The sequence below is a fragment of the Mucilaginibacter sp. NFR10 genome (assembly GCF_900100445.1).
Classification (GTDB): Bacteria; Bacteroidota; Bacteroidia; order Sphingobacteriales; family Sphingobacteriaceae; genus Mucilaginibacter; species Mucilaginibacter rubeus.
Map to the genome: position 1 here is coordinate 39,965 of NZ_FMTV01000014.1, position 24,346 is coordinate 64,310.

The window sequence follows — 24,346 nt, forward strand, 5'->3', positions numbered from 1 at the left end:
CATGCAAAATTGCTATATAGGTATTGAAATAGGCGGAACCAAACTGCAAATAGTTTTGGCCGATGATAGTTTTATTATCAACAGGACATTTCGTTTTGCGGTAGACAGAGTGTTGGCTGCCGCAGGGATCAGGGAGCATATTGCCCAAACCATCACCAATATTTCAAAAGAGTATATCATTAAAAGTATAAGCATCGGTTTTGGCGGACCGGTTGACAGGGAGGCGGGCTGTATTGCTAAGTCGCACCAGTTAAGTGGATGGGACGGATTTAACATTTCGGGTTGGTTGCAGCAGCAGGTTAATGTACCGGTTATTTTGGAGAATGATGCTAATGCAGCGGCCCTTGGCGAGGCATTAAAAGGGGCTGGGCGTAACTATGAACATGTATTTTATGTAACGCTTGGCAGCGGGACAGGTGCCGGAATGGTTATTAACGGCCAAATTTATCACGGGACAAAACCTGGAGAAGCTGAGATAGGGCACATCCGCCTTAACCGCGAAGGCCTTACGCTTGAAGATAGCTGCTCGGGCTGGGCGGTTGACAAAAAGATCCGTACAGTAATCGCTCAAAAGCCTGATGGTAAACTGGCCCAACTTTGTGCGGATGTAAATGGAGGCGAGGCCAAAATGTTACTAACTGCTTTGGAACAGGGAGATGCAGATGCGCTGAAAATATTGAATGATACCGCTGCCGACTTGGGCTTCGGCTTATCACATGCTGTTCATCTCTTTCATCCGGATATTATAGTGTTAGGCGGAGGCTTATCCTTATTGGGTGAGCCTTTGCGCGTTCGGGTACAAAACGCCATCCGGGCGAATACCATGACCCTGTTTTTGCCCGGGCCAGGGGTAGTAATAGCCGAATTAGGCGAACTGGCAGTGCCCGTTGGGGCAATTGAAAACCTGAGAAGGCATATAGGTTAATTAACCCTTCCGGATAGTTTCTCGCAATTTCAGAAAATCATTCCACCTGAATAAGCTTGCCTCTATATGAGCGATCCCGACGAGGATGAAAAATATGGTTTAGCTATCCCTTAAAACTTATTGTTCTGTTTCCGCCAAATTTACAAACACGCAGATGGATCTGTTGTTAATAGCACAGCGGCTTAATAACTGCCATTAATTAATAAACAATGAAACTCATCAAATTCAATAAAATAGGTAATGATATCCGGTTGCATACCGAAAGCCTTGCCCATATGGGGTTTAGGAAGATATTTGAAGGTATAGATCAGCTTAAAATAAAAAACGGCGTTGATAAACTCGGCCTCGAAGGTTTTATTAACCAGTGCGCTTGTCTTGCAGCAGGTTCGGGGGCTATGGCAGGCAGCGGGGGGATGTTTACCCTCGTAGCGGGGATCCCATTTGATTTCATCAATTTGATCACCCAGCAGTTTAGGGCTATTATGGGCATTATGTATTATTACCGGGGCACGTATGATAATGGGTTCGACGATTTTATGTCGTTAGTAGCAACATCGGTAAGGGTGGAAGCCGGCGTGGCTATCACCAAATCCATGATGGAAGGCATTGCCGAAAGGATGCTGATGATATTAGGCACCCGCACTGCCGAACGCCTGGTTCCGGTTGTGGGCGCGGTTATTGGCGGTACGGCAAATTACCTGTTTATTAAACGCATGGCCGAGCAGGTGAAACGGATGCAAAAGGATTTTGTGGTTATTGAAGTAGGATAGGGCAACTAAGCGCAGAGCAGGGCATATAGGCCTTTAACTTTCAAGTAATTACAGATTTGAACTACGGTTTGACGATATACCTGAGTTGAATAAGCCCGCTTGAAAATTGTTCGGCACCAAGCAATACCAGGTTAATGCGTTCTTTTATATTTGTAAAAAGGGGTTTTCCACTACCTAAAATTACCGGGTGTACGGATAGTAATAATTCGGAGATTAGATTTTTTTTGATAAACGCTTCAACAAGTTCTGCCCCGCCAAACAACCAGATATCGCGTCCTTCCTGGCTCCTGATTTCTTCGACCCTGTTTTTAAAATCAGCAGACCTTAGTATTTCAACGTTATCAGCTTGCGGATCATGAAGTGTATCTGAAAACACATAAATTTTCATGGCGGCAAACATTTTTGGATCGGTACGCATGATCAGCTCATAACTTTTGCGCCCGATGAAGATGGCATCACAGGCTTTAAAAAAGTCGGTAAGGCCATAATCCTGGTCGTCAAAGCACCAGTCGTACTCCCCATTAGGGCCCTCAATATAGCTGTCGAGACTAACAGCGACGTTTAAGATTATTTTACGCATAGCACTATTCTTCGGGTGTGTTGTTCATTTCCTGCCATTGCTTGCTAAATGATTTATCAGCTACGTGCGGCATCTCGCGTAAATGGCCCCAGGTACGTTTAAAGAAGGTTTTAAGCAGGAAGTTTTTCATGCCGCCGCCAAAAAAATCGGTGAGTTTGCGTTTAAGCATTCCTTTTTTCCAGATAGCCCAGCCCCAGCGTTCTTTATTGGTAACCAGGTTTTCGTTCACCGCATCGCGGCGGTTGAGGAGCAACATTTTATGGATGTCGATCTTAACCGGGCAAACCTCGGTACATTTACCGCACAGGCTTGAAGCATAGCTCAGGTGTTTAAAGTTTTCCATCCCCTGCGTATGCGGGGTAATAATAGAGCCTATCGGGCCACTGTAAGTGGTGGCATAAGTGTGGCCTCCAATGTTTTTATAAATGGGACAACCGTTAAGGCAAGCCCCGCAACGGATGCAGTAAAGGCCCTGGCGTTGGTCTTTTTTTGCCAGCAGGTTGGTGCGGCCATTATCCAGCAGCACTACGTACATTTCTACAGGCCCGTCGGTTTCATCCGGCCGGCGCGGACCACTTAATATAGTATTGTAAACGGTAAGATTTTGCCCGGTGCCATGAGTAGATAGCATTGGCCAAAACAAGTCCAGATCGGTAATGGAAGGGATGATCTTCTCGATCCCCACAATGGCAATATGGATTTTAGGGAATGTAGTACAAAGGCGCGCGTTGCCTTCATTTTCGCTGATGGCGATGCTGCCGGTATCCGCTAATAAGAAATTGGCACCGGTGATACCTACATCGGCCTGTACATATTTTTCACGAAGCAACTCACGGGCTTTCAGGGTAATTTGTTCGGGCGTGGCATCAATAGGGGTGCCAAATTTTTCGTGGAAAAGTTTCGCGATATCCTCCTTGCTGAGGTGCATAGCCGGGGTAACAATATGATATGGCTTTTGGCCCAACAGCTGCACTATATATTCACCCAGGTCGGTTTCAAGCGATTCTATTTGATTGCTCTCTAAAAACTCGTTCAGGTGAATTTCTTCTGTAACCATCGATTTGGATTTCACCACAGTTTTGGCGTCGGCTTTCTTGATGATGTTCAGGATCTCACGCTGGGCCTCTTCTACGTCGTTAGCCCAGATCACCCTGCCGCCTCGTTTCTGAAAATTGGCCTCAAATTCGGGTAGGAACTTATCCAGGTTTTCCATCACCTTCCATTTAAGCACATGACCTTTCTTTTTGGCATTATCTAAATTGATAATGCGCGAAAGGCCCCGCGATACCGCTGTATTGTACCGGTCAATATTGAAGTTGATGATGCGACGGTGATCGGCATCAAAAGCCTTCTCCTCCGATTTTACCAAAAATTCTTCAGCGGTTGCTCCCATATATGCGAAAGTAGGATTTTTGTTTTATTTTTTGGGTGAGTGGTTGATTTAGTTGATTATGTGAGTGGTTGTTTTTGAACAGATAACATGTTAGAAAGTTTTAAAAGCTTCTCATTGCCGCGGGTTTAGCGCAGCGTAACCCGTGGTTCTAAATAATTGAAGCTTTCAGCTTCAGTGGTTAAGTTGAAAACTTAACCGATACAACCCACGGGTTGCGCTGCGCTAAACCCGCGGCAGTTATTTATAAAACACAAAAGGCGCATATTGTGCGCCTTTTGTGTTTTATTTTGATGAGAGAACCACTCTCCCCATCAACCACTCACTATTTACCTCCGGCAGCCGCTGCATCCACTACAGGGCGTTTATCGCGGTTGGCAAGCTCCCATCCGGTGTAAAATACCAGTTGAGCACGTTTGGCCAGCAGCGGGAAATTGATCTTGCTTACTTCGTCGCCCGGCTGGTGGTAATCAGCGTGTACACCGTTGAAGTAGAAAATGATTGGTACGCCATGTTTTGCAAAATTATAATGATCGCTGCGGTAGTAAAACCTGTTTGGATCATTTGGATCGTCATACTTGTAATCAAGCTTTAACTTGGTGTAAGTGTTATTGGCATTTTCACCAATTTCATGCAGTTCCTTGCTCAGCATGGCCGAGCCGATGGGGTATACATAATTTGCAGAATCGGGTTTGCCGATGTATTCTTCACCAACGCGACCAATCATGTCAATATTTAAATCGGTAATGGTGTTAGCCAATGGAAATACAGGATGGTCTGAATAATACTCTGAGCCCAATAAACCTTTTTCTTCGCCAACGTTACCTAAAAACAGGATGCTGCGACGGGGGCCGTGACCGTCTTTTTTAGCTTTAGCAAAAGCGCGGGCAATTTCCAAAATGCCGGTAGTACCCGAGCCATCATCGTCGGCGCCGTTGTTCACTTTATCTTTTGCTTTTTCATCAGGGTTTAAACCGATATGATCATAGTGTGCTGAAAAGATCAATACTTCATCTTTCAGATCGGTACCAGGCATGTAACCTAATACGTCAACTGCTTTTACATCTTTTTTAGTAGTCGCGTAGTTTATAACTACATTATCTTTTATAACAGTAGCAGGGGTAACTGCTGCTGCAGAAGCAGATTTAAGATCAGCATAAGTTTTACCGGTTGGTTTTACCAGTTCGTCAGCTAATGCAGACGTGATGTTAAATACAGGGGCATTGGTGTTTGCCGGTTTAGCTGCGTCATCTTTAATAGTTAACCGCGGACTTGTTACGCTTTTTCCAAAGCGGGCCAGTGCAGCTGCAATACCCGGGTTAGCAGCTAATATGATAGCGGGATTTTTGCTTTGTAAGTTTTTTACAACCTTCATACGCGCATTGCTCATGCGATAGCTGGTATTTGGTGTTGCTCCTGCTTCGGGCTTATCTTCGTTGATCCAAAGTATAATTTTACCCGCCAGATCAGTGCTGCCTATTTCGGCATCGGTACCGTAGCCAACAAAAACGATATCACTTACAGATGTACTTTTATCAGGGAACGCACCTCCTAAATAAAAATCGGTACCATACTCAAATGATTCGCCGTTAACGGTGAATGCTGTTACTTTTAACGCATTTTCGGTAAGAGGAACATCAAAAAAGTACGATCCGTTAACAGGAGCCTGAAGCCCTAATTTTTTAAACTCGCCAGCTATATAGTTAGCGGCTTTTTCGGCGCCGGGTTTACCTGTTTCCCGGCCTTCAAAGGCATCCGAAGCCAGGATGCTCAGGTGCTTTTTCGCATCTTCAGCAGTTATCAGCCCGGCATATTTCATTGCCGTAGCATTCTGCTGGGCACAGGCTGTCGTTGCCGAAGCCAGCGCGATGAGCAATAGTGGTAATTTATTCATTCTTTTAGTTAATAGTTCTTTTTCTGAGATTAAAAGGGCAAAGGTGAAAGGCAAAAGGCAGCTGCATTTTGCAAAATAAACGAAGAGATAAAAAACCTTTAACCTTTCGCCTTTTCCCTTTAACCTAATTACATGCAGGCTATCTTTTCTACACGGTTAGCATGCCTGCCGCCTTCAAATTCAGTATTTAAAAATGTAGTTACTATAGCCTTCGCTTCTTCGGGGGTAACAAAGCGGGCAGGTACGCAAACTATATTGGCGTTGTTGTGGCTGCGGGCCAGTACCGCTATTTCTTCTTTCCAGCAAATGGCTGCACGAATGCCCTGGTGTTTGTTGGCAGTTATGGCAACGCCATTGGCGGCGCCGCAAATCAGGATCCCCAGGTCACACTCACCGCTTTCAACGGCATTGGCTACAGGATGTGCAAAATCAGGATAATCAACCGATTCGGATGAATAGGTGCCGAAATCTTTTACTTCGACAGAAGACAGCGCCTCTGTTAAAATTTTTTTGTAATCATACCCGGCGTGGTCCGAACCGATAGCTATTTTTAATCCTTGCTTCATTTATCAAAAGTATAACGTTTTATCACTTGTTAAAGGTAAGTTTTTTGTTATAAACCGGCCAGTTTGTAATTGCTTAAAAAAGGAAATACTTACCCGAAAAATATGCGAATCTCGCCTTTTTTGTAGTTTTCATTCACTAAAAAAGCATGCTGCCGGTTTAAAGAAGGCAATTACGCTTTATCTAACTCCTGTTCTTTTTTAATCCTCCGTTTTTCAACAAGACCGGCTACAACTATACTAACCTCGTACAAAACAAACAGCGGGATACTAACTACGGTCATCGTAAGCATATCAGGAGTAGGGGTAACCACGGCGGCTATGATCAGGATCACTACAATAGCGTAACGGCGGGTTTCTTTCATGAACTTAGGTGTCATGACACCCAGGTTGGCCAATATATACACGATGATAGGCAATTGGAAAACAACGCCTGTAGCCAGGGTAAGGGTAGCTACCGACGAGATATAAGAATCGATATCAAATAAATTTTGGATAGCCGCACTCACCGTATAACTCGACAGGAAATTAATAGACATCGGTGTAATCACGAAGTAACCAAAAGTGATCCCTAAAAAGAAAAGCACACAGGCATAAAACACAAAGCCGGTAGCGGCTTTACGCTCGGCGTCATGCAATGCGGGTTTAATAAAACGCCATATCTCCCATATCAGGTAAGGGACGCCCAATGTGATACCGATAATTAATGCCGAGTTGATTTGCAGGGTAAACTGGCCCGCCATTTCGGTATTAATGAGCTTGATGTTTACTTTGTCAATACAAAAACCATCACGGTGCAGGGCGGCGCCAATTTTGCAAAGCATCCTGTAAGTCCAGAAGGTTGACTTGCTGGGCCCCATGATAATGGTATCAAAGATCCAGTCGTAGTAGTAAAAAACAACAGCGGTAAATATTACAATTGCTACCGAAGCTCTTACGAGGTGCCATCTCAAGGCTTCGAGGTGATCAAAGAACGACATTTCTGCCTCTAACGTTTTACCTTTATCCTTTATGGCCTTGATGATCTTGTTCTCGCTCATTGTAATATATACCGCTGTATCAACGCTATAGTGCTAAATACGTTTTATAGTATGAAGATAGTTTGAATTTATTTTTATAATTCAAATGTATCCATAAACTTGGTGGTAAAGTTACCAGCACGGAAGTTAGGATCCTTCAATAATTTTAAATGGAATGGAATTGTAGTTTTCACGCCTTCTATCACAAATTCGCTCAACGCACGCTCCATGGTGCTCAAAGCCTCATCGCGTGTTTGGGCCACGCAAATTACCTTGGCAATCATCGAGTCGTAGTTTGGCGGGATAACATAGCCAGTATACACGTGTGTATCAATACGTACACCATGGCCACCAGGAGAGTGGAAGTTGGTTATTTTACCCGGTGACGGACGGAAACCGTTAAACGGATCTTCGGCATTGATACGGCATTCAATGGCATGCATTGTTGGCTCGTAGTTTTTACCAGAGATAGGGATTCCTGCAGCTACTTTAATTTGCTCTTTGATCAGGTCGAAGTTGATCACCTCTTCGGTAACCGGGTGTTCTACCTGGATGCGGGTGTTCATCTCCATAAAGTAGAAGTTGCGGTCTTTATCAACCAAAAACTCTACAGTGCCGGCACCTTCATATTTAACAGCTTTGGCGCCTTTAATAGCTGCCTCACCCATTTTTTTACGGAGTTTTTCGGTCATGAAAGGGGAAGGTGATTCCTCAACCAGTTTCTGGTGACGGCGCTGGATAGAGCAGTCACGTTCAGAAAGGTGGCATACTTTGCCAAACTGATCGCCCACAACCTGAATTTCGATGTGGCGCGGGTCCTGAACATACTTTTCAAGGTATAAGCCATCGTTACCAAAGGCTGCACCTGATTCGGCACGGGCCGAGTCCCAGGCGTTCTCAAACTCTTCGTCTTTCCAAACAATACGCATACCACGGCCACCACCGCCGGCAGTTGCTTTTAATATAACAGGGTAACCTATTTTATTGGCGATAGCAATACCCGATTTTACATCGGCAAGCAGACCATCAGATCCGGGAACAATAGGCACACCGGCTTTTTTCATGGTATCTTTGGCCGAAGCTTTATCACCCATCTGGTTGATCTGCTCGGCAGTAGCACCGATAAATTTGATACCATACTCAGCGCAAATGGCCGAAAATTTAGCATTTTCAGACAGGAAACCGTAACCTGGATGGATCGCATCTGCATTGGTTAGTTCGGCAGCCGAAATGATGTTAGGAATATTTAAATAAGAATCGCGGCTTGGCGGCGGGCCGATACAAACAGCCTCGTCGGCAAAGCGAACATGAAGACTATCGCGATCTGCAGTTGAATATACAGCTACCGTTTTAATACCCATTTCTTTACAAGTACGGATAATACGAAGGGCGATTTCGCCACGGTTAGCTATTAATATTTTTTTAAACATTGTTTTTCTTGAATATGCAAATTACAGATGTGCAAATATGCAGATGAAAAATATTAATGAATGATTGAAGGGCAAATATGTAAATTATAAATGTGCAAACGAATTAAATATCATCTGCACATCTGTAATTTGCACATACGCGCATCAATTAAACTGGTTCTACTAAAAACAGGGGTTGATCGTACTCAACAGGTGAGGCGTTATCAACAAGGATTTTTACCACGCGGCCCGAAACTTCTGATTCAATTTCATTGAACAGTTTCATAGCTTCAATGATACATACTACAGAACCAGGTTTGATCTCATCGCCAACATTAACAAACATAGGTTTATCCGGGCTTGATGAGCGGTAAAAAGTCCCGATCATAGGCGATTTAACGGTAATGTATTTCGATGTATCCGGAGCAGCCGGCTCAACAGGCTCAACAGGCGCAGGAGCCGGAGCAGATGGCAATGCCTGTGTAACAGGTTGCGTAACTGCCGGAATAGTGGCATGAACCACTGTAGGTTGCACCTCGTTGGTTTTTATGGTGATCTTAAAATCTTTTTGCTCGATTGATACTTCGTTCACGCCCGATTTGGAAACAAAGCGAATAAGGTCCTGAATTTGTTTAATATCCATGTTGAAGGATTAATTGGTTTTGGACAAAGTTTATATCTAAGTTATAGTCAAATGTGCAGATATGCAAATGCGCAGATATGCAAGTTATGTGTTGATTAATTAGCTTTTAAAATGACCGGCTATCGTAATTAAGCGGTCTGTTTTCTATTCCCTTAAGCAGATAACATGTACTTTTTACAGATGTTTTAAATTTCTGATGTGATGAATATACTTCCTTTATGTAAATTGGCACATCCGCACATCTGGAATCAGCACATCAATAAGCCCATTTTAAATAAACTGAACCCCAGGTAAAGCCACCGCCAAAGGCTGCTAAAATGAGGTTATCCCCTTTTTTAAACTTGCTTTCCCATTCCCACAGGCAAAGCGGGATGGTGCCGTTGGTGGTATTGCCATAGCGCTCGATGTTAACGATCACTTTATCTGAGCTTATACCTGTACGGTTTGCAGTAGCATCGATAATACGCTTGTTGGCCTGGTGTGGTACCAGCCAGGCAATATCATCACCGGTAAGGTGGTTGCGTTCCATTACCTCGTGCGCAACATCGGCCATATTGGTTACCGCAAATTTAAACACGGCCTGGCCTTCCTGGTAGGCGAAGTGTTCTTTAGCATCAACCGTTTCATGGCTCGCCGGTTTCAATGAACCGCCGGCTTTCAGGTTTAGGTACTGACTGCCCGAACCATCGCTTTTTAAAATAGAATCGATAATACCGTTGCCTTCTTCATTAGGCTCAAGCAATACCGCGCCGCAGCCGTCGCCGAAAATGATGCAGGTAGCACGGTCCTGGTAGTTAATAATAGCCGACATTTTATCGCCGCCAACAACCAGCACCTTTTTATGTTTGCCGCTTTCAATAAATTGAGCGCCTGTGGTTAAGCCGTATACGAAGCCTGAACAGGCTGCCTGCAAATCAAATCCCCATGCGTTTTTAGCACCAATTTTATGCGCTAAAAGGTTTGCTGTAGCCGGGAAGATCATATCGGGGGTAGTAGTACAAAAGATGATAAGATCGATCTCCTCTGCACCGATGCCGCGTTTTCTGAGCAGCTCGGTAACGGCAGGGACCGCCATATCAGATGTAGCAAGGCCTTCGCCTTTTAATATGCGCCGCTCTTTGATACCGGTACGGCTGGTTATCCATTCGTCATTTGTATCAACCATTGTTTCCAGTTCCTGGTTGGTTAATACATAGTCGGGAACGTAACCATGTACTGCGGTAATAGCGGCATGAACTTTACTCATCTTTATAAAATTACTGGAATGCTTGTTTTATTTTATCAACGAGGTTACTCTCCACCATGTTCCTTGATAAAAGGACCATGTTTTTTATTGCCTCGGGGCTCGAGATGCCGTGACCAACAACAACGGGGGCATTTACACCCAGTATAGGGCTGCCACCGTATTGTTCATAATTAAACCTGTCAAAAAACTCGTCCTTTAGCTGTTTCTTCCGCGTTATAACATAGAACGATTCGGCAAGCTTTAATATTACATTGCCGGTAAAACCGTCGCATACATAAACGTCGGCGCTTTCACTGAAAAGATCGCGTCCTTCAACATTACCTACAAAGTTAAACAACGATGTAGCCTTCATTAATGGGTAGGTGGCCTGGCTAAGGATATTACCTTTTTCTTCTTCTTCGCCAATGTTCATGAGAGCAACACGCGGGTTGCTGATATCATAAACTGCCTGTGCAAATAAACTGCCGAGTACACCGAACTGAACAAGCACATCAGGCTTACAATCAGCATTGGCACCTACATCCAACAAAATACCCAAACCGCCTTTAAGTTTGGGTACAATAGTAGTCATTGCCGGGCGTACAACACCCGGAATAGTTTTTACGCTGAACATGGCACCAACAAGCATGGCGCCGGTATTGCCAGCCGATGAGAAGGCCTGGATTTCGCCGCTTTTTAACAGCTGGAAACCAACTGATATGCTCGAATCAGGCTTCTGAACAATAGCTTTGGTAGGATGCTCACCCATGCCAATAACTTCGGTTGTATGTACAAACTCGAAGTTATCAGGGCTTACACCATTTTCCTGAAGAATACTTACTGTAACTTCCTTATCGCCAATAAGTACCAGTTTCTGGTCGGCAGATAAAGTTTTATACGCTTCGATAGCTCCTAAAACAGCTGCTTTGGGAGCGTAATCACCGCCCATAATATCTAAGCCAATCTTCATTTTCAGAAAATTAAACTTATGCTACTGCTGCTTTCTCAATAAGAACTTTACCGTTGTAGTAAACATTACCATCAACAGTATATGCCCTGTGCGGCAAATGCACAGCGCCTGTAGTTTGGCAGGTAGTTAAAGTTGGAGCTTCCGCTTTGTAATGCGTTCTGCGTTTATCTCTCCTTGATTTCGAAAATTTCCGCTTTGGATGTGGCATAATATCCTAATATTAATTATTTATTCATTTTCCTGAGCGCATCCCACCGTGGGTCTGTTTGCTCACTTTGTTCACCATTTGCCGAAAAACTATTTAGTTTTTCAAGCATTTCTTTATCACAATAAGGGGTTTCACCCTCGTTGTCGCAAACCGATATAAACGGCACTGCAACGTTAATGTATTCGTAAATCAGCCCGGCTATATCAATCTCATGATCGTTTTTGCCAAGGGTAATGATCTCCTCGTCTTCATCTATCAGTTCATCGCTGAACTTAGCTATTTGCTGTTCAGCAATATCAACCTGCTGCGGCAGTTGCGATAAACACCTGTCGCAGGTGGTATCAATTGTGCCGTCTATCTTAAAATTCAGGATCAGCATAGTTTCCTGCTTATCCAGTTCAACCTCACAGTGCAGGGTTGCTTTTTTTACGAGCGAATATTCAAACTCATCAAAAAAGTCATCCTGTATGTCATACTCAAACTGGTGTTTCCCAAGTTTAAGCCCCGTAAAGGGAATCGAATATTTTTTAAGCGATTTCAATGAGCAACAATTAGCCCGCAAATGTAGAGAAAAATACCATAACTGGAAAGTGTTTTTTTATTTTGCCCTTTTGAGGAGGTTAAAGGTAAAAGGAGAAAGGTAAAAGGTTGGAGTACAGTGATTTTTACGCAATGCAAAAATCACTGTTCTATCTTTATGGAATTAGTTTGATAAAACCTCGCCCTTCATTTTTGAGGCAATTTGCAGCGCTTTGTATGCATTGACTATGCCCCCGGTTTTGGATAGCGTTGTAAAATCAACCTTTTCGGTTTTGCTGCCGGGTTTTAATACCATGGTGCCCCTTAGCGGTGTTGCCGAGCCTAAAATAGCTTCCTTTACCTGCTTAGCACTCAGGCTTGGATAGTATTCTAATATCAAAGCCGCAATGCCTGCCGTTATTGGCGACGAAAAGCTGGTGCCGTCTTCTGTATCAACCTCAGCATCGGTAGTAATTGAGGTAACTTTTACCCCTGGCGCAAATATATCAACGCTCTTTTTGCCGTAATTGGAAAAATCACCGGCAAGGTTTTGCCCCATTCTGGGCCCCGATGCACCAACGCTAATCACGTTATCAGCATCGCTTGATGAGCCATCTAAAAAAATATCATTTGGAAATTCGGGCTGAAGATCCATATCCTGGTTATCGTTACCGGCAGCCATCACTAATAAAACATCCTTTGAGGCAGCATATTTGAAAGCGGCATCTACCCATTCCTTGTGCGGCGAGATCTTTTTTCCGAAACTCATGTTAACCACCCTGGCGCCGTTATCAACCGCGTAGCGTATAGCATTGGCTACGTCTTTATCATATTCATCGCCATTAGGGATGGCCTTAATGATCATCAGTTTTACATTATCGGCCACACCATTGATACCATAATTGTTGTTACGTACGGCGCCGATGAGCCCGGCCACACCGGTGCCATGTGCCGCATCGGCAAATTTTACCAGGTTATTGCCATATGGTTTGCCATCCATAGTATCGGGGTCGTCCCCCACAACGCGCTTACGCGAAGTAAGATCAGGCGATACATCATTGTTAAGTTTCGCCAGGTATTCGCTCAGGTCCTTAATGATTTTGGCATTGGTAGAACCCGCGCCCTCCTGCGAAAACACCGATTCCCAAACATATTTGCTTTGGCTTAAGGTGTCATTAGTGGCTTTAACCTTTACAAGGTCGGCCTGTGTAAAAGTGCCGTTTGCCGGTAAATTAAGACCGCGCTTAATATACCCGCTGGTAACCATCAACGCGTTCATCACCGGCGAAAGCTGGCCGATTTCGGTATTGGCCTTGTTTACTGTTGAATCATAAACCGTTTTAACACGCAGCCAGTAAGCATATTCTTTTTTATTGGTAGCGGTCGAATCCGTAACCGAGGCATATTTACCTTTTAATTTATTGTATTCACGTACCTCTTCTGTGGTTTCGGTAAAGTCGGCTTTGCCGCCGGGGCCACCTAAAAAGTTCCATCCATGTATATCGTCAACGTAGCCATTATGGTCGTCATCAATGCCGTTTCCCGGGATCTCCTTTTTATTTACCCATAACACCGTTTTTAGGTCCGTTTGCAGGGTGTCGGCACCGCTGTCGATAGTTGCGACGAGAACAGGCTTGCTTTTTTTGCCTTGTACAAACAGGTATGCTTGCTTTAAGCTGATGCCGTAAAAGCCGCTTTCCTTTAAATCAAGCAGGTGCCAGGCTTTTGGCGGGGCAGGATCGGTAACAGGGGCTTGTTGTGCCGATGCCGGTAAATTAACTAATAATGCTGCTGATAAAGTGGTTGCGCTTAAGTATTTGCAAAATTTGAACATGAACTTGGGTTATAGTATGTCTTATCTAAGACTTAATAAATTGTTTTAGTTTAATCTTCCGGCTTTTTACGTGCCGACTTTCATTTAGGTTAATTTTTATTTTCCGGGGCGTTAGTGAAACTATCCGAACCGGGATTTGGGTGGATTATGTGGATGGCCAGGATTTTATTTCTTATCCTGTTTATAAATCGGGATTTTATTCCCGTCCTACTTATAAATAGGACAAGCAAATCCCATAAATCTTAAAAATCGCCCCCAATCCTGGTTCAGACTTTACAAATCAAACTTTATCCCCTGAGCTAAAGGCAGCGTTTTTGAATAGTTTATAGTATTGGTTTGCCGCCTCATATAAACTTTCCATGCATCCGAGCCTGACTCCCTGCCGCCGCCTGTTTCCTTTTCACCGCCGAAAGCGCCGCCTATTTCGGCGCCCGATGTACCGATGTTAACATTGGCAATTCCGCAATCAGAACCTGCGTAGGATAAAAATTGTTCTGCCTCGCGCAAATTATTGGTCATAATAGCCGATGACAATCCCTGCGGAACACCATTTTGCAGATCGATAGCCTCCTCAATAGTATTGTATTTGATGAGGTAAAGGATAGGGGCAAAGGTTTCATGCTGCACTATCTTAAAGTGATTCTCAACTTCGGCAATGCACGGTTTAACATAGCAACCAGATTCATAACCCACGCCTTCCAGCTTACCGCCCTCAACCACAAAATTGCCGCCTTCGGCCTTGCATTTTTCAATCGACTCAAGATACAAGGCAACAGCATCGGTGTCAATCAACGGGCCCATATGGTTGTGTTCATCCAATGGGTTTCCAATCCTGATCTGCTTATAAGCGTTAACCAGCTTTTGCTTAAATGCCTCGTAAACGCTTTCATGAATAATAAGTCTGCGGGTACTGGTGCAACGCTGGCCGGCAGTACCCACGGCGCCAAACACCGCTCCGATGAGCGACATATCCAGGTCGGCATTTTCGCTGATGATGATGGCATTATTACCACCAAGCTCCAGCAGGCTTTTGCCAAGCCTTGCACCAACCGCGGCGCTCACCGCTTTACCCATACGGGTTGAGCCTGTAGCAGATACTAATGGAACGCGTGTATCAGCAGCCATGAGCTCACCAATGTTGCGGTCGCCGATAACCAGGCATGAAACACCTTCTTCAATATTATTCTTTTTAAACACCTCCTGCGCTATATGCTGGCAGGCAATAGCCGTTAAAGGCGTTTTTTCGGATGGTTTCCAGATGCATACATCGCCGCAAACCCAGGCCAGCAGGGAGTTCCAGCTCCAAACCGCCACCGGGAAGTTAAATGCCGAAATAATACCTACTATGCCCAGTGGGTGGTATTGCTCATACATGCGGTGGTCGGGTCTTTCGCTGTGCATGGTTAAACCGTAAAGCTGGCGGCTTAAGCCAACCGCAAAATCGGCAATATCTATCATCTCCTGCACTTCGCCCAGGCCTTCCTGCAGGCTTTTGCCCATTTCGTAGGATACGAGGATGCCCAGGTCCTGCTTGGCTGCGCGTAAGGCCTCACCAATCTGGCGCACTATTTCGCCGCGTTTAGGTGCCGGGGTTTTACGCCAGGTTTTAAATGCTTTGGCTGCCTGCTCAACCGCCTGGTTATAATCTGCTTCGGTTGCCAGCCTTACTGCTGCTATTTTTTTGCCGTCGACCGGCGATGTTATATCTTTTGCCGCGGCACAGTCGCTGCCACCCCAGGTACTGCCTGTACTAAAGGCGTCATTAATATCGTTTATATGTAAACGTTTTAGGATATCTGAAATATTAGGCTCCATAATTGTTACTTTTGCCAAAGGTAGAAATCTTTAGGGCAATTTTTCAGAATCACTCATCGCTTGCCTGTTGTATCCATTGTTATTAATTATCAATGCTTTGTATTGAACAGTTGTTAAGAATGTTTGAATGTTGAAAACTAAATTGCATTTTGGATGCTTACTTATTGTAATTTGAACTCAATAAGTCTTTACAAGGCAATTTGTCAACCTAAAGCGGATGTTCTGCAAACAAAATTGAATGGAAGAAGAATTTGAATTTGGTTTTACCGAAGACCCAAAATTCTCGGTAGAACGGTACGAGGAAATGATCAGAAATCAGGACTTGTACTTTTTTGATGCCCAGGCGTTTGAGAACATTATCGACTACTACATCGAAAAGAATGATCCGGCCAGGGCATTACAGGTAGCAGAGTACGCGAGAAGCCAGCACCCTTTTGCGGCAATTTTCCTGATCAAACAGGCCCAACTGCTTGTAGTAAGCAACAAGGTTCCGGAGGCTTTTGCCGCTTTGGACCAAGCTGCTATGCTCGAAGCATCTGACGCGGATATCTATATTATCCGCGGTAATCTGTACGAAAGCCTGGAGCGTTATTCCGAGGCGCTGGAAAATTACGAAAAAGCGCTTGACCTTGCCGAAGAGACCGACGAGATCCTGCTGCACATAGCCTACGTTTATCAAAACATGGGCGATTATGAGACTGCCATAACTTATCTTAAGCTCTGTCTTAAGCAAAATATGGAAAACCAGGATGCCCTTTACGAACTGGCGTTTTGCTACGACGTAATGGACAACCAACAGGAAAGTGTTCAGTTTTACCAGCAATATATCGATAACGAACCCTACAGCTACGCGGCCTGGTATAATTTAGGCAATGCCTATACCAAGCTGAGCCTGTTTGAAAAAGCCATCGACGCATATGACTATGCTATATTAATTAAGGACAGCTTTGCATCGGCCTATTTCAACAAAGGCAATGCACTGGTTAACCTTGAAAAATATGCTGAAGCTATAGAAGTTTACCGCCACACCTTTGAATATGAGCAGCCCAATGCCGATACTTATTGTGCCATTGGCGAATGCTATGAAAAGCTGGAGCAAATGGACGATGCGCGTGCCTTCTACAAAAAATCGGTTAAGATGGATCCAAAACTGGCCGATGCCTGGTTTGGGATTGGGGTAACCCTTGATTTTGAGGAACGTTACTTTGAAGCGCTGCACTTTTATAAAAAAGCGCTCGACCTTGATATTGCCAATGCCGATTACTGGTTTGCTATTGCCGATGCCGAATATAAGCTCGGGCATTTAGATGAAGCAGAAAAGGCTTACGAAAAGGTGGTTGAGCTAAATCCGCTTGATATTGACGCCTGGCTTGATTATTCGTCGATACTTTACGAGCAGCAAAAGCTTAATGAAGCTATTGAAATTATAGCCCAGGCTATCAAAAATAATCCCGAAGCGGCCGAGCTTTACTATCGTATGGTTGCCTACCTGTTTGCCAAAGGCGAATACAACGAAGCCCTTAATAACCTGGAATATGCTTTAGCCGCTGACCCTGAAAAGCATTATATTCTGTTTGATTATTTGCCGCAATTGCAAAAGAATAAAGTGATTGTGGATATTATCAACAGGTATACTAAGTAGAGGAGAATGGGGGTGGTTGATTGGGTTGATTAGGTGAATGGTTTATCTTATAATAAAAATTAAAACATAAAAGGCGCGTATTATGCGTCTTTTGTGTTTTAGGTATATTTAAACTACTCACCTAATCAACCCAATCAACCACTCACCATAAAAATCACAACAATAAATTTACAATCAGCTTTAAAATCATTTAACATTTGAAATTTGCACATCTGCATATTTGTTGCGACCTTTGCCTCGTTAGAACTTTTAGTTATAGGCTATAACAAATACTCACAATGAACTACACTATCAATCATCTTCCTGATCGTACAACTAAACCACGTGATAAAGGCATTACCATGGTTATGGATAAAGGCCTTAGCTTGCGCCAGGTTGAAGATTTTATTGAAGTTGGCGGGCCGTATACCGACATCGTGAAGCTGGGTTGGGCTACATCATATGTAACCCCTAATCTTGAACAAAAACTAAAGCTCTACCGGGAGGCCGGGATCCCTGTTTATTTTGGGGGCACCCTGTTTGAGGCCTTTATTGTACGTAACCAGTTTGACGATTACCGCCGTTTATTGGATAAGTACCAGCTGGAACATTGCGAAGTATCCGATGGTTCGATCACTATTGAGCATGATGTAAAATGTAACTATATCAGCGAGCTGGCCAAACAGGTTACGGTAATATCCGAAGTTGGCTCAAAAGATGTTCAAAAGATCTTTGCCCCTTATAAATGGATCAAACTGATGAATGCCGAAATTGAGGCCGGCTCATGGAAAGTAATTGCTGAAGCACGTGAAAGCGGAAATGTGGGTATTTATCGTGATTCGGGAGAGGTACGCCAGGGATTGATTGATGAGATCCTGACCCAGATCCCTGAAGGGACTATTATTTGGGAAGCGCCTCAAAAAGCGCAGCAAGTTTGGTTCATTAAATTGATAGGTGCGAATGTTAGCTTGGGTAATATCGCTCCAACGGATATCATCCCGCTTGAAACCTTAAGGTTAGGTATCCGCAGCGATACTTTCGACCATTTTTTAGAGATGTAATTGTTGACTGATCTTAATATAACAATTAACCCAGCCTCCGGAGTAATCCGGAGGCTTTTTGTTTTAGAAAGCAAGAGTCAACCTTACACACAGGCAACCTCACAAGACTGGCACCGGCAGGCTAAAACACAGTGATTGAGCATGGTTAAAACTATATGTCCTTTTTCTTAAAAAGTACATCAATTCTTAATTATCAACACTGCAAGTAATTAAAAATCAATTAATTTCTCTTGTATAAGAACAAGGGATGCATGTTATTCCAGGCATGTGGAAAACTCCGGCTATTATGCTGTTCAGCATACTAATAGATTTGATTTAAAACCCCTAAACCTTTTTAGTATTGCACGTACTCAGTTAATTTTATCATAATCTGTAAAGCTATGGCTAAAAACATTACCAGGAAGGCGCCCGCAGCAAGCGGGAAAAAGGGGCTCAAAGCCGAACGCTATTTCACCAAAGAAGGTACCAGTGTTTACGACCTGTTTAAATATGAAAAGCGATCGTCGGTGATCCGCAACCCCTCAGGCGATGCTGTATTTGAAATGAACGATGTTGAGGTGCCGGCGGGCTGGTCGCAGGTGTCTACAGATATTCTGGCTCAAAAATATTTCCGTAAGGCAGGCGTACCTCAACCCGACGGCTCAACCGGATCTGAAAAAAGCATTAAACAAGTTGCCCATCGTATGGCCAACTGCTGGAAAGATTGGGGCATGCGATATGGTTATTTTGCTTCACCAAAAGATGCTGAGATCTTTTATGATGAAATAGTTTATACTATTGTTGGCCAACTGGCTGCTCCAAACTCGCCGCAATGGTTCAATACCGGTCTGCATACCTCATACGGCATTACCGGCAAACCACAGGGACATTATTATGTAGACCCAGTAACAGAACAGTTAAGTAAATCAACTTCAGCATATGAACGCCCGCAGCCGCACGCCTGCTTCATCCTTTCTGTTGATGACGATTTGGTGAACGAGGGCGGCATTATGGACCTTTGGGTTCGTGAAGCCCGCATTTTCAAATACGGATCGGGCGTAGGCACAAACTTTTCTAAGATCCGCGGCGAGAGTGAAAAGCTATCGGGCGGTGGTTATTCATCAGGACTGATGTCATTCCTGAAAATCGGCGACAGGGCAGCGGGAGCCATCAAATCGGGCGGGACAACCCGCAGGGCAGCCAAAATGGTTTGCCTTGATCTGGATCACCCCGAAATTGAGGGTTTTGTGAACTGGAAAGTAGAAGAAGAAAAGAAAGTAGCGGCCCTGATAGCCGCAGGTTATTCGTCTGATTATGAAGGTGAGGCCTACCGCACGGTATCGGGTCAAAATTCCAATAATTCGGTACGCATTCCCAATAGCTTTTTCACAGCACTTAAAACCGGCTCGGCCTGGAACCTAACCAGTCGGATGACCGGCAAAACCGTTAAATCCATATCCTCACAAAAACTGTGGGATGATATCGCATTTGCAGCCTGGGCCTGTGCCGATCCGGGAGTGCAGTTTGATAGCACCATCAATGAGTGGCATACCTGCCCCGAAGGTGGTCGCATCAATGCATCTAATCCCTGCTCGGAGTATATGTTTTTGGATAATACGGCCTGTAACCTGGCATCCATCAACCTTGCCCATTTCTTTAATTCGCAAACACGTGTATTTGATGTAAAGGGTTTTGAACATGCCTGCCGCATGTGGACCATTGTACTGGAAATCTCCGTATTGATGGCACAATTCCCATCAAAAGAGGTGGCACAATTATCCTATGATTACCGTACGCTTGGCCTTGGTTATGCCAACCTGGGTTCGGCCCTGATGGTGAACGGCATTCCTTATGACAGCGATGAGGCCCGTGCTATTGGCGGAGCCATTACCGCTATCATGACCGGTACTGCCTATGGAACCTCGGCCGAAATGGCCCGTGAGCTCGGTACATTCAGCCGCTATAATGATAACAAAGAGCACATGATGCGGGTGATGCGCAACCATCGCTATGCTGCGTATAACTCTACCGAAAACTATGAGGGCCTGGAAATTACCCCTCCGGGCATCAACCCAAAGCACTGCCCCGATTACCTGCTTGCAGCTGCCTGCAATGCCTGGGACAGGGCCGTTGAAATGGGCGAAAAATACGGTTACCGCAATGCGCAAACTACCGTTATTGCGCCTACGGGAACTATCGGTTTAGTGATGGATTGCGATACTACCGGTATCGAACCGGATTTTGCGTTGGTGAAATTCAAAAAGTTATCTGGTGGGGGCTACTTCAAAATTATTAACCAGGCCGTGCCCGAGGCTTTGCGCAATTTAGGTTACCAGGATCATGAGGTTACCGCCATAGTTAATTATGCTAAAGGTGCAGCAACCCTAAAAGGTGCTCCGCATATCAATATAGATGCGCTTAAAGCCAAAGGTTTTAATGATGATGAGCTGGAAAAACTGGACAAGGGCCTGGTATCTGCCTTTGAGATCAGTTTTGCTTTCAATATCTGGTCGCTGGGCGAAGAGTGTTTGAAACGCCTGGGCATCACGGCCGAGCAATATAACGCGCCAGATTTTAATGTACTGCGCGCACTTGGTTTCAGCAAAAAACAAATTGCAGAAGCTAACGAGTATATCTGCGGTACTATGACCATCGAGGGAGCGCCGTACCTGAAACAACATCACTATCCTATTTTTGATTGCGCCAACAAATGCGGCGCAAAAGGAGAGCGCTACATCCATGCCCATGGGCACATCAAAATGATGGCAGCAGCGCAGCCATTTCTTTCGGGTGCCATTTCAAAAACCATCAACCTGCCAAACGAAGCCAAAGTTGATGAGATCAAAGATTGCTACGAGCTTTCGTGGAAGCTGGGCCTGAAAGCCAACGCACTTTATCGTGATGGCTGTAAACTATCTCAACCGCTGTCAACCAAATCAGACGTTAAGGAAGAAGCCGATGACAAGCTGGATACGGTTGAAGAAGTATTAGGGGAAGCGGCCAACGTAAAACTGAGCGATCTGACACCCGAGCAGGTTATTGAAGCAGCCATGGCCATCATGGAAAAATCAAAGGATACCAATTTTATGCGCCAGCTTTCGCGCGTGGTGCAAAAGAAACACCTGCCATACAAACGCCGCGGCTTTACGCAAAAGGCCAGTATTGACGGGCAAACCGTATTTGTGCGTACTGGAGAATATGAGGACGGCACCCTGGGCGAGATTTTTGTAGATATGCATAAAGAAGGTGCAACTTTCCGCTCATTGATGAACTGTTTTGCCATCGCGGTTTCTATTGGTCTGCAATATGGTGTACCGCTGGAAGAATACGTAGAAAAATTTACCTTCACCCGTTTTGAACCGGCGGGAATGGTGGTAGGGCATAGCAATATTAAAAGTGCAACCTCCATTATTGATTATATTTTCAGGATGCTGGGCTATGAATACCAGGACCGCACCGACCTGGTACACATCATAACCGATAAAAACGGCGTATTGGGAAACCCGCAAATGGGTGATGAGGATTTTAATGCCGATGAAACCAATGTGTATCAGCCATCTACTCAATCTTCAGATAATTCTATAAATGCTCAAAGAAAAGGCTTATCTTTCGATGTTAGCATGGGCGTACAAAGTGATGCGCCAAGCTGTAACGTTTGCGGGCATACCACGGTTCGTTCGGGTACCTGTTACAAATGCTTAAACTGCGGCAACTCAATGGGATGCTCGTAATCAATACGGATTTTTTCAAATCAATTATAAATAGTTAATTATGTTTAGCCCCGCTCCCCAGGCGGGGCTTATTTATTGTCAGGGTCAAAATTAATGCTGCAGTAATAGTAATTGCAATGCCATAAAAACCCTGGCATAAAGCCCACCTGCAACCCGATGCTTATTTTTGTGTTCACAATAGATATGAGCACAAACAAGATCAAATTGAGCGTGCTTGACCAGTCGCCGATAAGAAAAGGCGCTACTGCCGAGCAGGCCATACAGGAAACCATACAACTGGCAAAATATACCGATACCCTTGGCTATACCCGTTTCTGGATTTCGGAACATCATAATATGGGTATCATAGCAGGTTCAACACCCGAGGTATTGTTAGCCCATTTAGCAGGTGAAACTAAAAACATGCGCATGGGGTCGGGAGGTATTATGATGCCGAACCACAGTACACTAAAAGTTGCCGAAAACTTTCGGATGCTGGAAGCGCTGTTCCCCGGCCGGATTGACCTTGGAATGGGCCGCGCGCCGGGTACCGACAGGATCACCGCAGCCGCGCTTAACCCTTCAAACCAGTTTAGGGAGCAGGACTTTGTTGAGCAACTGGCCGATCTGCAGAATTACTTTCATGATACTTACGAACCGGGAACCATACAGGCGCGCATCAGAGCTATCCCGCAGATTAAAACCGTGCCTAACATGTGGTTGCTAAGTTCGAGCGGACAAAGCGGCTTGTTCGCGGCACATTTCGGTATGGGTTTTTCCTTTGCACATTTTATTAACCCCAATGGCGGACCCGAAAGTGTTAAAATGTACAAGGAGCGATTTCAGCCATCTGATGACCTGCAACACCCCCAGGCCAATGTGGCTGTATTTGTTTTTTGTTCTGAAGATGAGGAAAAGGTAAGGCAGCATCAGGCCGTGATGGACCATCGCTTTCTGCAGTTTGAAAAAGGCGGGCCAATAGTACCTTTAAGTTATGATGACGTAAAAGATGTAGAGCATACTCCGGCCGAGCAGGAACGCATCCGTTATAACCGGTACCGCGTAATTGCCGGCTCGCCAACAGAGCTTAAGCTGAAGTTAAACTGGCTTGCCAATGATTACGGAGTGGATGAAATTATGGCTGTTACCATTACCGAAAATTTTGAAGACAGGCTGGAATCGTACCGCTTATTGGCCGAACAGTTTGAATTATTATAATCCTCGTAAAACAACTTTTTTTAGCAAATGCCGTTTCTATGCCAGGAACGGCATTTTTTATTGAGGCTGATACGATTATTCACATATTAAAAACTTTATAAGGCTTTAAATTGTATCTTTGGAAAGATTATAAATAAGTCTATTTTCTACAATTCAATGGTTATTATCATATTTTTCATAGCGCACTGGTTTCTGTCGCTATTTTTTCAAACGTTCTTTCTGCACAGGTACGCGTCTCACAAAATGTTTACAACCAATAAGTTTTACGAGGGGACTTTTTACCTGCTCACCTATATTTGCCAGGGATCATCGTTCCTGAACCCAAGAGCTTATGCCATTATGCACCGCGAACACCATGCATATAGCGATACCGAAAAAGACCCGCATTCGCCTCATTTTTTTAAGGATGTTTTCCAGATGATGGTATATACGGCTAAAAGCTACAGGCTGCATGTAAGGAAGCTGAAGGAGCCCGAAGAGCGCTTTAAGGGTAATATCCCTGAATGGCGTTTTGTTGATTTTATTGGCTCATCAATGGTATCACGCATCTCATTTGGTGTTTTATACATTTTATTTTACGTGGAGTTTGCTACAGCATGGTGGATGTTCCTGTTGATCCCTATCCACTTTTTAATGGGGCCAATACATGGTGCTATTGTTAACTGGTGCGGTCATAAATACGGTTATCAAAACTTTGATAACGGTGATAAATCAAAAAACACAACCCCGTTCGATTTTCTGATGCTGGGCGAACTATTCCAAAACAATCACCACAAACATCCGAATAAAGCCAATTTCGGGGCTAAGTGGTTTGAGATAGACCCGGTTTACCCCGTAATGAAACTCATGCACTGGATGCGGATCATTAAATTGCGCAAAGCGTATTTATAAGCTTTTAAGGTTAAAGGCAAAAGGTCAAAGGCAAAAGGTTTTCTTTTCTGCTTTTGACCTTTTCTTTTTAGGTTAAAGGCAAAAGGTCAAAGGCAAAAGGTT

The 24,346-nt window shown here is 44.4% G+C and carries 20 protein-coding genes; 7 read left to right on the plus strand and 13 right to left on the minus strand.

Translation table 11 applies throughout. The features are described 5' to 3' along the window. Window position 1: 1 nt before the first annotated feature. Window positions 2-925, plus strand: coding sequence for an ROK family protein (locus BLP33_RS26155; RefSeq protein WP_090534763.1), 924 nt, complete (start codon window positions 2-4; stop codon window positions 923-925). Window positions 926-1,134: 209 nt separating this feature from the next. Next, on the plus strand, window positions 1,135-1,695 hold the full coding sequence (locus BLP33_RS26160; RefSeq protein WP_090534765.1) for a hypothetical protein: 561 nt from the start codon (window positions 1,135-1,137) through the stop codon (window positions 1,693-1,695). Window positions 1,696-1,756: 61 nt separating this feature from the next. Here the strand turns inward: BLP33_RS26160 and BLP33_RS26165 are convergent, their stop codons facing one another. From BLP33_RS26165 to BLP33_RS26225, 13 genes are all read right to left on the minus strand, one after another. Beyond that, entirely contained in the window at window positions 1,757-2,275 is a 519-nt protein-coding gene (locus tag BLP33_RS26165) for a dihydrofolate reductase family protein (protein ID WP_090534766.1), read from the minus strand. Between the two features lie 4 nt (window positions 2,276-2,279). Beyond that, window positions 2,280-3,668, minus strand: coding sequence for a LutB/LldF family L-lactate oxidation iron-sulfur protein (locus BLP33_RS26170; protein WP_090534768.1), 1,389 nt, complete (start codon window positions 3,666-3,668; stop codon window positions 2,280-2,282). Window positions 3,669-3,990: 322 nt separating this feature from the next. Then, complete coding sequence (locus tag BLP33_RS26175; RefSeq protein WP_090534771.1) at window positions 3,991-5,559, minus strand: M28 family peptidase; 1,569 nt, start codon at window positions 5,557-5,559, stop codon at window positions 3,991-3,993. Between the two features lie 128 nt (window positions 5,560-5,687). Continuing rightward, complete coding sequence (rpiB, locus tag BLP33_RS26180; protein ID WP_090534772.1) at window positions 5,688-6,125, minus strand: ribose 5-phosphate isomerase B; 438 nt, start codon at window positions 6,123-6,125, stop codon at window positions 5,688-5,690. Between the two features lie 170 nt (window positions 6,126-6,295). Then, the gene (gene tatC, locus BLP33_RS26185) at window positions 6,296-7,162 is read right to left on the minus strand and encodes a twin-arginine translocase subunit TatC (RefSeq protein WP_090534774.1); all 867 of its coding nucleotides are present in this window, start codon (window positions 7,160-7,162) and stop codon (window positions 6,296-6,298) included. 74 nt (window positions 7,163-7,236) lie between these two features. Continuing rightward, entirely contained in the window at window positions 7,237-8,571 is a 1,335-nt protein-coding gene (gene accC, locus BLP33_RS26190; protein WP_090534775.1) for an acetyl-CoA carboxylase biotin carboxylase subunit, read from the minus strand. A gap of 148 nt (window positions 8,572-8,719) precedes the next feature. Beyond that, on the minus strand, window positions 8,720-9,193 hold the full coding sequence (gene accB / locus BLP33_RS26195) for an acetyl-CoA carboxylase biotin carboxyl carrier protein (protein ID WP_090534776.1): 474 nt from the start codon (window positions 9,191-9,193) through the stop codon (window positions 8,720-8,722). A 256-nt stretch (window positions 9,194-9,449) separates the two neighbouring features. Then, window positions 9,450-10,439 (minus strand): beta-ketoacyl-ACP synthase III, encoded by a 990-nt coding sequence (locus BLP33_RS26200; protein WP_090534778.1) that lies wholly within the window; start codon window positions 10,437-10,439, stop codon window positions 9,450-9,452. Between the two features lie 10 nt (window positions 10,440-10,449). After that, window positions 10,450-11,388: a phosphate acyltransferase PlsX gene (gene plsX, locus BLP33_RS26205; RefSeq protein WP_090534780.1), complete on the minus strand. Its 939-nt coding sequence runs from the start codon at window positions 11,386-11,388 to the stop codon at window positions 10,450-10,452. Window positions 11,389-11,404: 16 nt separating this feature from the next. Further along, window positions 11,405-11,596 carry a 50S ribosomal protein L32 gene (gene rpmF / locus BLP33_RS26210; protein WP_090534782.1) on the minus strand — a complete coding sequence of 64 codons (192 nt, stop codon included), beginning with the start codon at window positions 11,594-11,596 and terminating at the stop codon, window positions 11,405-11,407. 16 nt (window positions 11,597-11,612) lie between these two features. Further along, a complete protein-coding gene (locus tag BLP33_RS26215; RefSeq protein WP_090534784.1) occupies window positions 11,613-12,137 on the minus strand; it encodes a YceD family protein in 525 nt (174 codons plus the stop codon). Between the two features lie 162 nt (window positions 12,138-12,299). Then, window positions 12,300-13,949, minus strand: coding sequence for a S8 family serine peptidase (locus BLP33_RS26220; protein WP_090534786.1), 1,650 nt, complete (start codon window positions 13,947-13,949; stop codon window positions 12,300-12,302). 273 nt (window positions 13,950-14,222) lie between these two features. Next, window positions 14,223-15,764 (minus strand): L-piperidine-6-carboxylate dehydrogenase, encoded by a 1,542-nt coding sequence (locus BLP33_RS26225; RefSeq protein ID WP_090534788.1) that lies wholly within the window; start codon window positions 15,762-15,764, stop codon window positions 14,223-14,225. A gap of 238 nt (window positions 15,765-16,002) precedes the next feature. Here BLP33_RS26225 and BLP33_RS26230 point away from each other — a divergent pair, with 238 nt between their 5' ends. From BLP33_RS26230 to BLP33_RS26250, 5 genes are all read left to right on the plus strand, one after another. Further along, complete coding sequence (locus tag BLP33_RS26230; RefSeq protein WP_090534789.1) at window positions 16,003-17,406, plus strand: tetratricopeptide repeat protein; 1,404 nt, start codon at window positions 16,003-16,005, stop codon at window positions 17,404-17,406. Between the two features lie 278 nt (window positions 17,407-17,684). Then, entirely contained in the window at window positions 17,685-18,446 is a 762-nt protein-coding gene (locus tag BLP33_RS26235) for a phosphosulfolactate synthase (RefSeq protein WP_090534791.1), read from the plus strand. Between the two features lie 380 nt (window positions 18,447-18,826). Next, the gene (locus tag BLP33_RS26240) at window positions 18,827-22,156 is read left to right on the plus strand and encodes a vitamin B12-dependent ribonucleotide reductase (RefSeq protein WP_090534793.1); all 3,330 of its coding nucleotides are present in this window, start codon (window positions 18,827-18,829) and stop codon (window positions 22,154-22,156) included. Window positions 22,157-22,339: 183 nt separating this feature from the next. Beyond that, entirely contained in the window at window positions 22,340-23,353 is a 1,014-nt protein-coding gene (locus BLP33_RS26245) for an LLM class flavin-dependent oxidoreductase (protein ID WP_090534799.1), read from the plus strand. Between the two features lie 156 nt (window positions 23,354-23,509). Next, window positions 23,510-24,244: an acyl-CoA desaturase gene (locus BLP33_RS26250; protein ID WP_090534794.1), complete on the plus strand. Its 735-nt coding sequence runs from the start codon at window positions 23,510-23,512 to the stop codon at window positions 24,242-24,244. Window positions 24,245-24,346 lie beyond the last annotated feature (102 nt).

Bases quoted from the DNA above. Each gene is read 5' to 3' on its own strand.
- BLP33_RS26155 (WP_090534763.1), top strand. From the start codon at position 2: ATGCAAAATTGCTATATAGGTATTGAAATAGGCGGAACCAAACTGCAA.
- plsX (WP_090534780.1), bottom strand. From the start codon at position 11,388: ATGAAGATTGGCTTAGATATTATGGGCGGTGATTACGCTCCCAAAGCA.
- accB (WP_090534776.1), bottom strand. From the start codon at position 9,193: ATGGATATTAAACAAATTCAGGACCTTATTCGCTTTGTTTCCAAATCG.
- BLP33_RS26200 (WP_090534778.1), bottom strand. From the start codon at position 10,439: ATGAGTAAAGTTCATGCCGCTATTACCGCAGTACATGGTTACGTTCCC.
- BLP33_RS26225 (WP_090534788.1), bottom strand. From the start codon at position 15,764: ATGGAGCCTAATATTTCAGATATCCTAAAACGTTTACATATAAACGAT.
- tatC (WP_090534774.1), bottom strand. From the start codon at position 7,162: ATGAGCGAGAACAAGATCATCAAGGCCATAAAGGATAAAGGTAAAACG.
- BLP33_RS26160 (WP_090534765.1), top strand. From the start codon at position 1,135: ATGAAACTCATCAAATTCAATAAAATAGGTAATGATATCCGGTTGCAT.
- BLP33_RS26220 (WP_090534786.1), bottom strand. From the start codon at position 13,949: ATGTTCAAATTTTGCAAATACTTAAGCGCAACCACTTTATCAGCAGCA.
- rpmF (WP_090534782.1), bottom strand. From the start codon at position 11,596: ATGCCACATCCAAAGCGGAAATTTTCGAAATCAAGGAGAGATAAACGC.
- accC (WP_090534775.1), bottom strand. From the start codon at position 8,571: ATGTTTAAAAAAATATTAATAGCTAACCGTGGCGAAATCGCCCTTCGT.
- BLP33_RS26250 (WP_090534794.1), top strand. From the start codon at position 23,510: ATGGTTATTATCATATTTTTCATAGCGCACTGGTTTCTGTCGCTATTT.
- BLP33_RS26175 (WP_090534771.1), bottom strand. From the start codon at position 5,559: ATGAATAAATTACCACTATTGCTCATCGCGCTGGCTTCGGCAACGACA.
- rpiB (WP_090534772.1), bottom strand. From the start codon at position 6,125: ATGAAGCAAGGATTAAAAATAGCTATCGGTTCGGACCACGCCGGGTAT.
- BLP33_RS26240 (WP_090534793.1), top strand. From the start codon at position 18,827: ATGGCTAAAAACATTACCAGGAAGGCGCCCGCAGCAAGCGGGAAAAAG.
- BLP33_RS26170 (WP_090534768.1), bottom strand. From the start codon at position 3,668: ATGGGAGCAACCGCTGAAGAATTTTTGGTAAAATCGGAGGAGAAGGCT.
- BLP33_RS26165 (WP_090534766.1), bottom strand. From the start codon at position 2,275: ATGCGTAAAATAATCTTAAACGTCGCTGTTAGTCTCGACAGCTATATT.
- BLP33_RS26245 (WP_090534799.1), top strand. From the start codon at position 22,340: ATGAGCACAAACAAGATCAAATTGAGCGTGCTTGACCAGTCGCCGATA.
- BLP33_RS26230 (WP_090534789.1), top strand. From the start codon at position 16,003: ATGGAAGAAGAATTTGAATTTGGTTTTACCGAAGACCCAAAATTCTCG.
- BLP33_RS26235 (WP_090534791.1), top strand. From the start codon at position 17,685: ATGAACTACACTATCAATCATCTTCCTGATCGTACAACTAAACCACGT.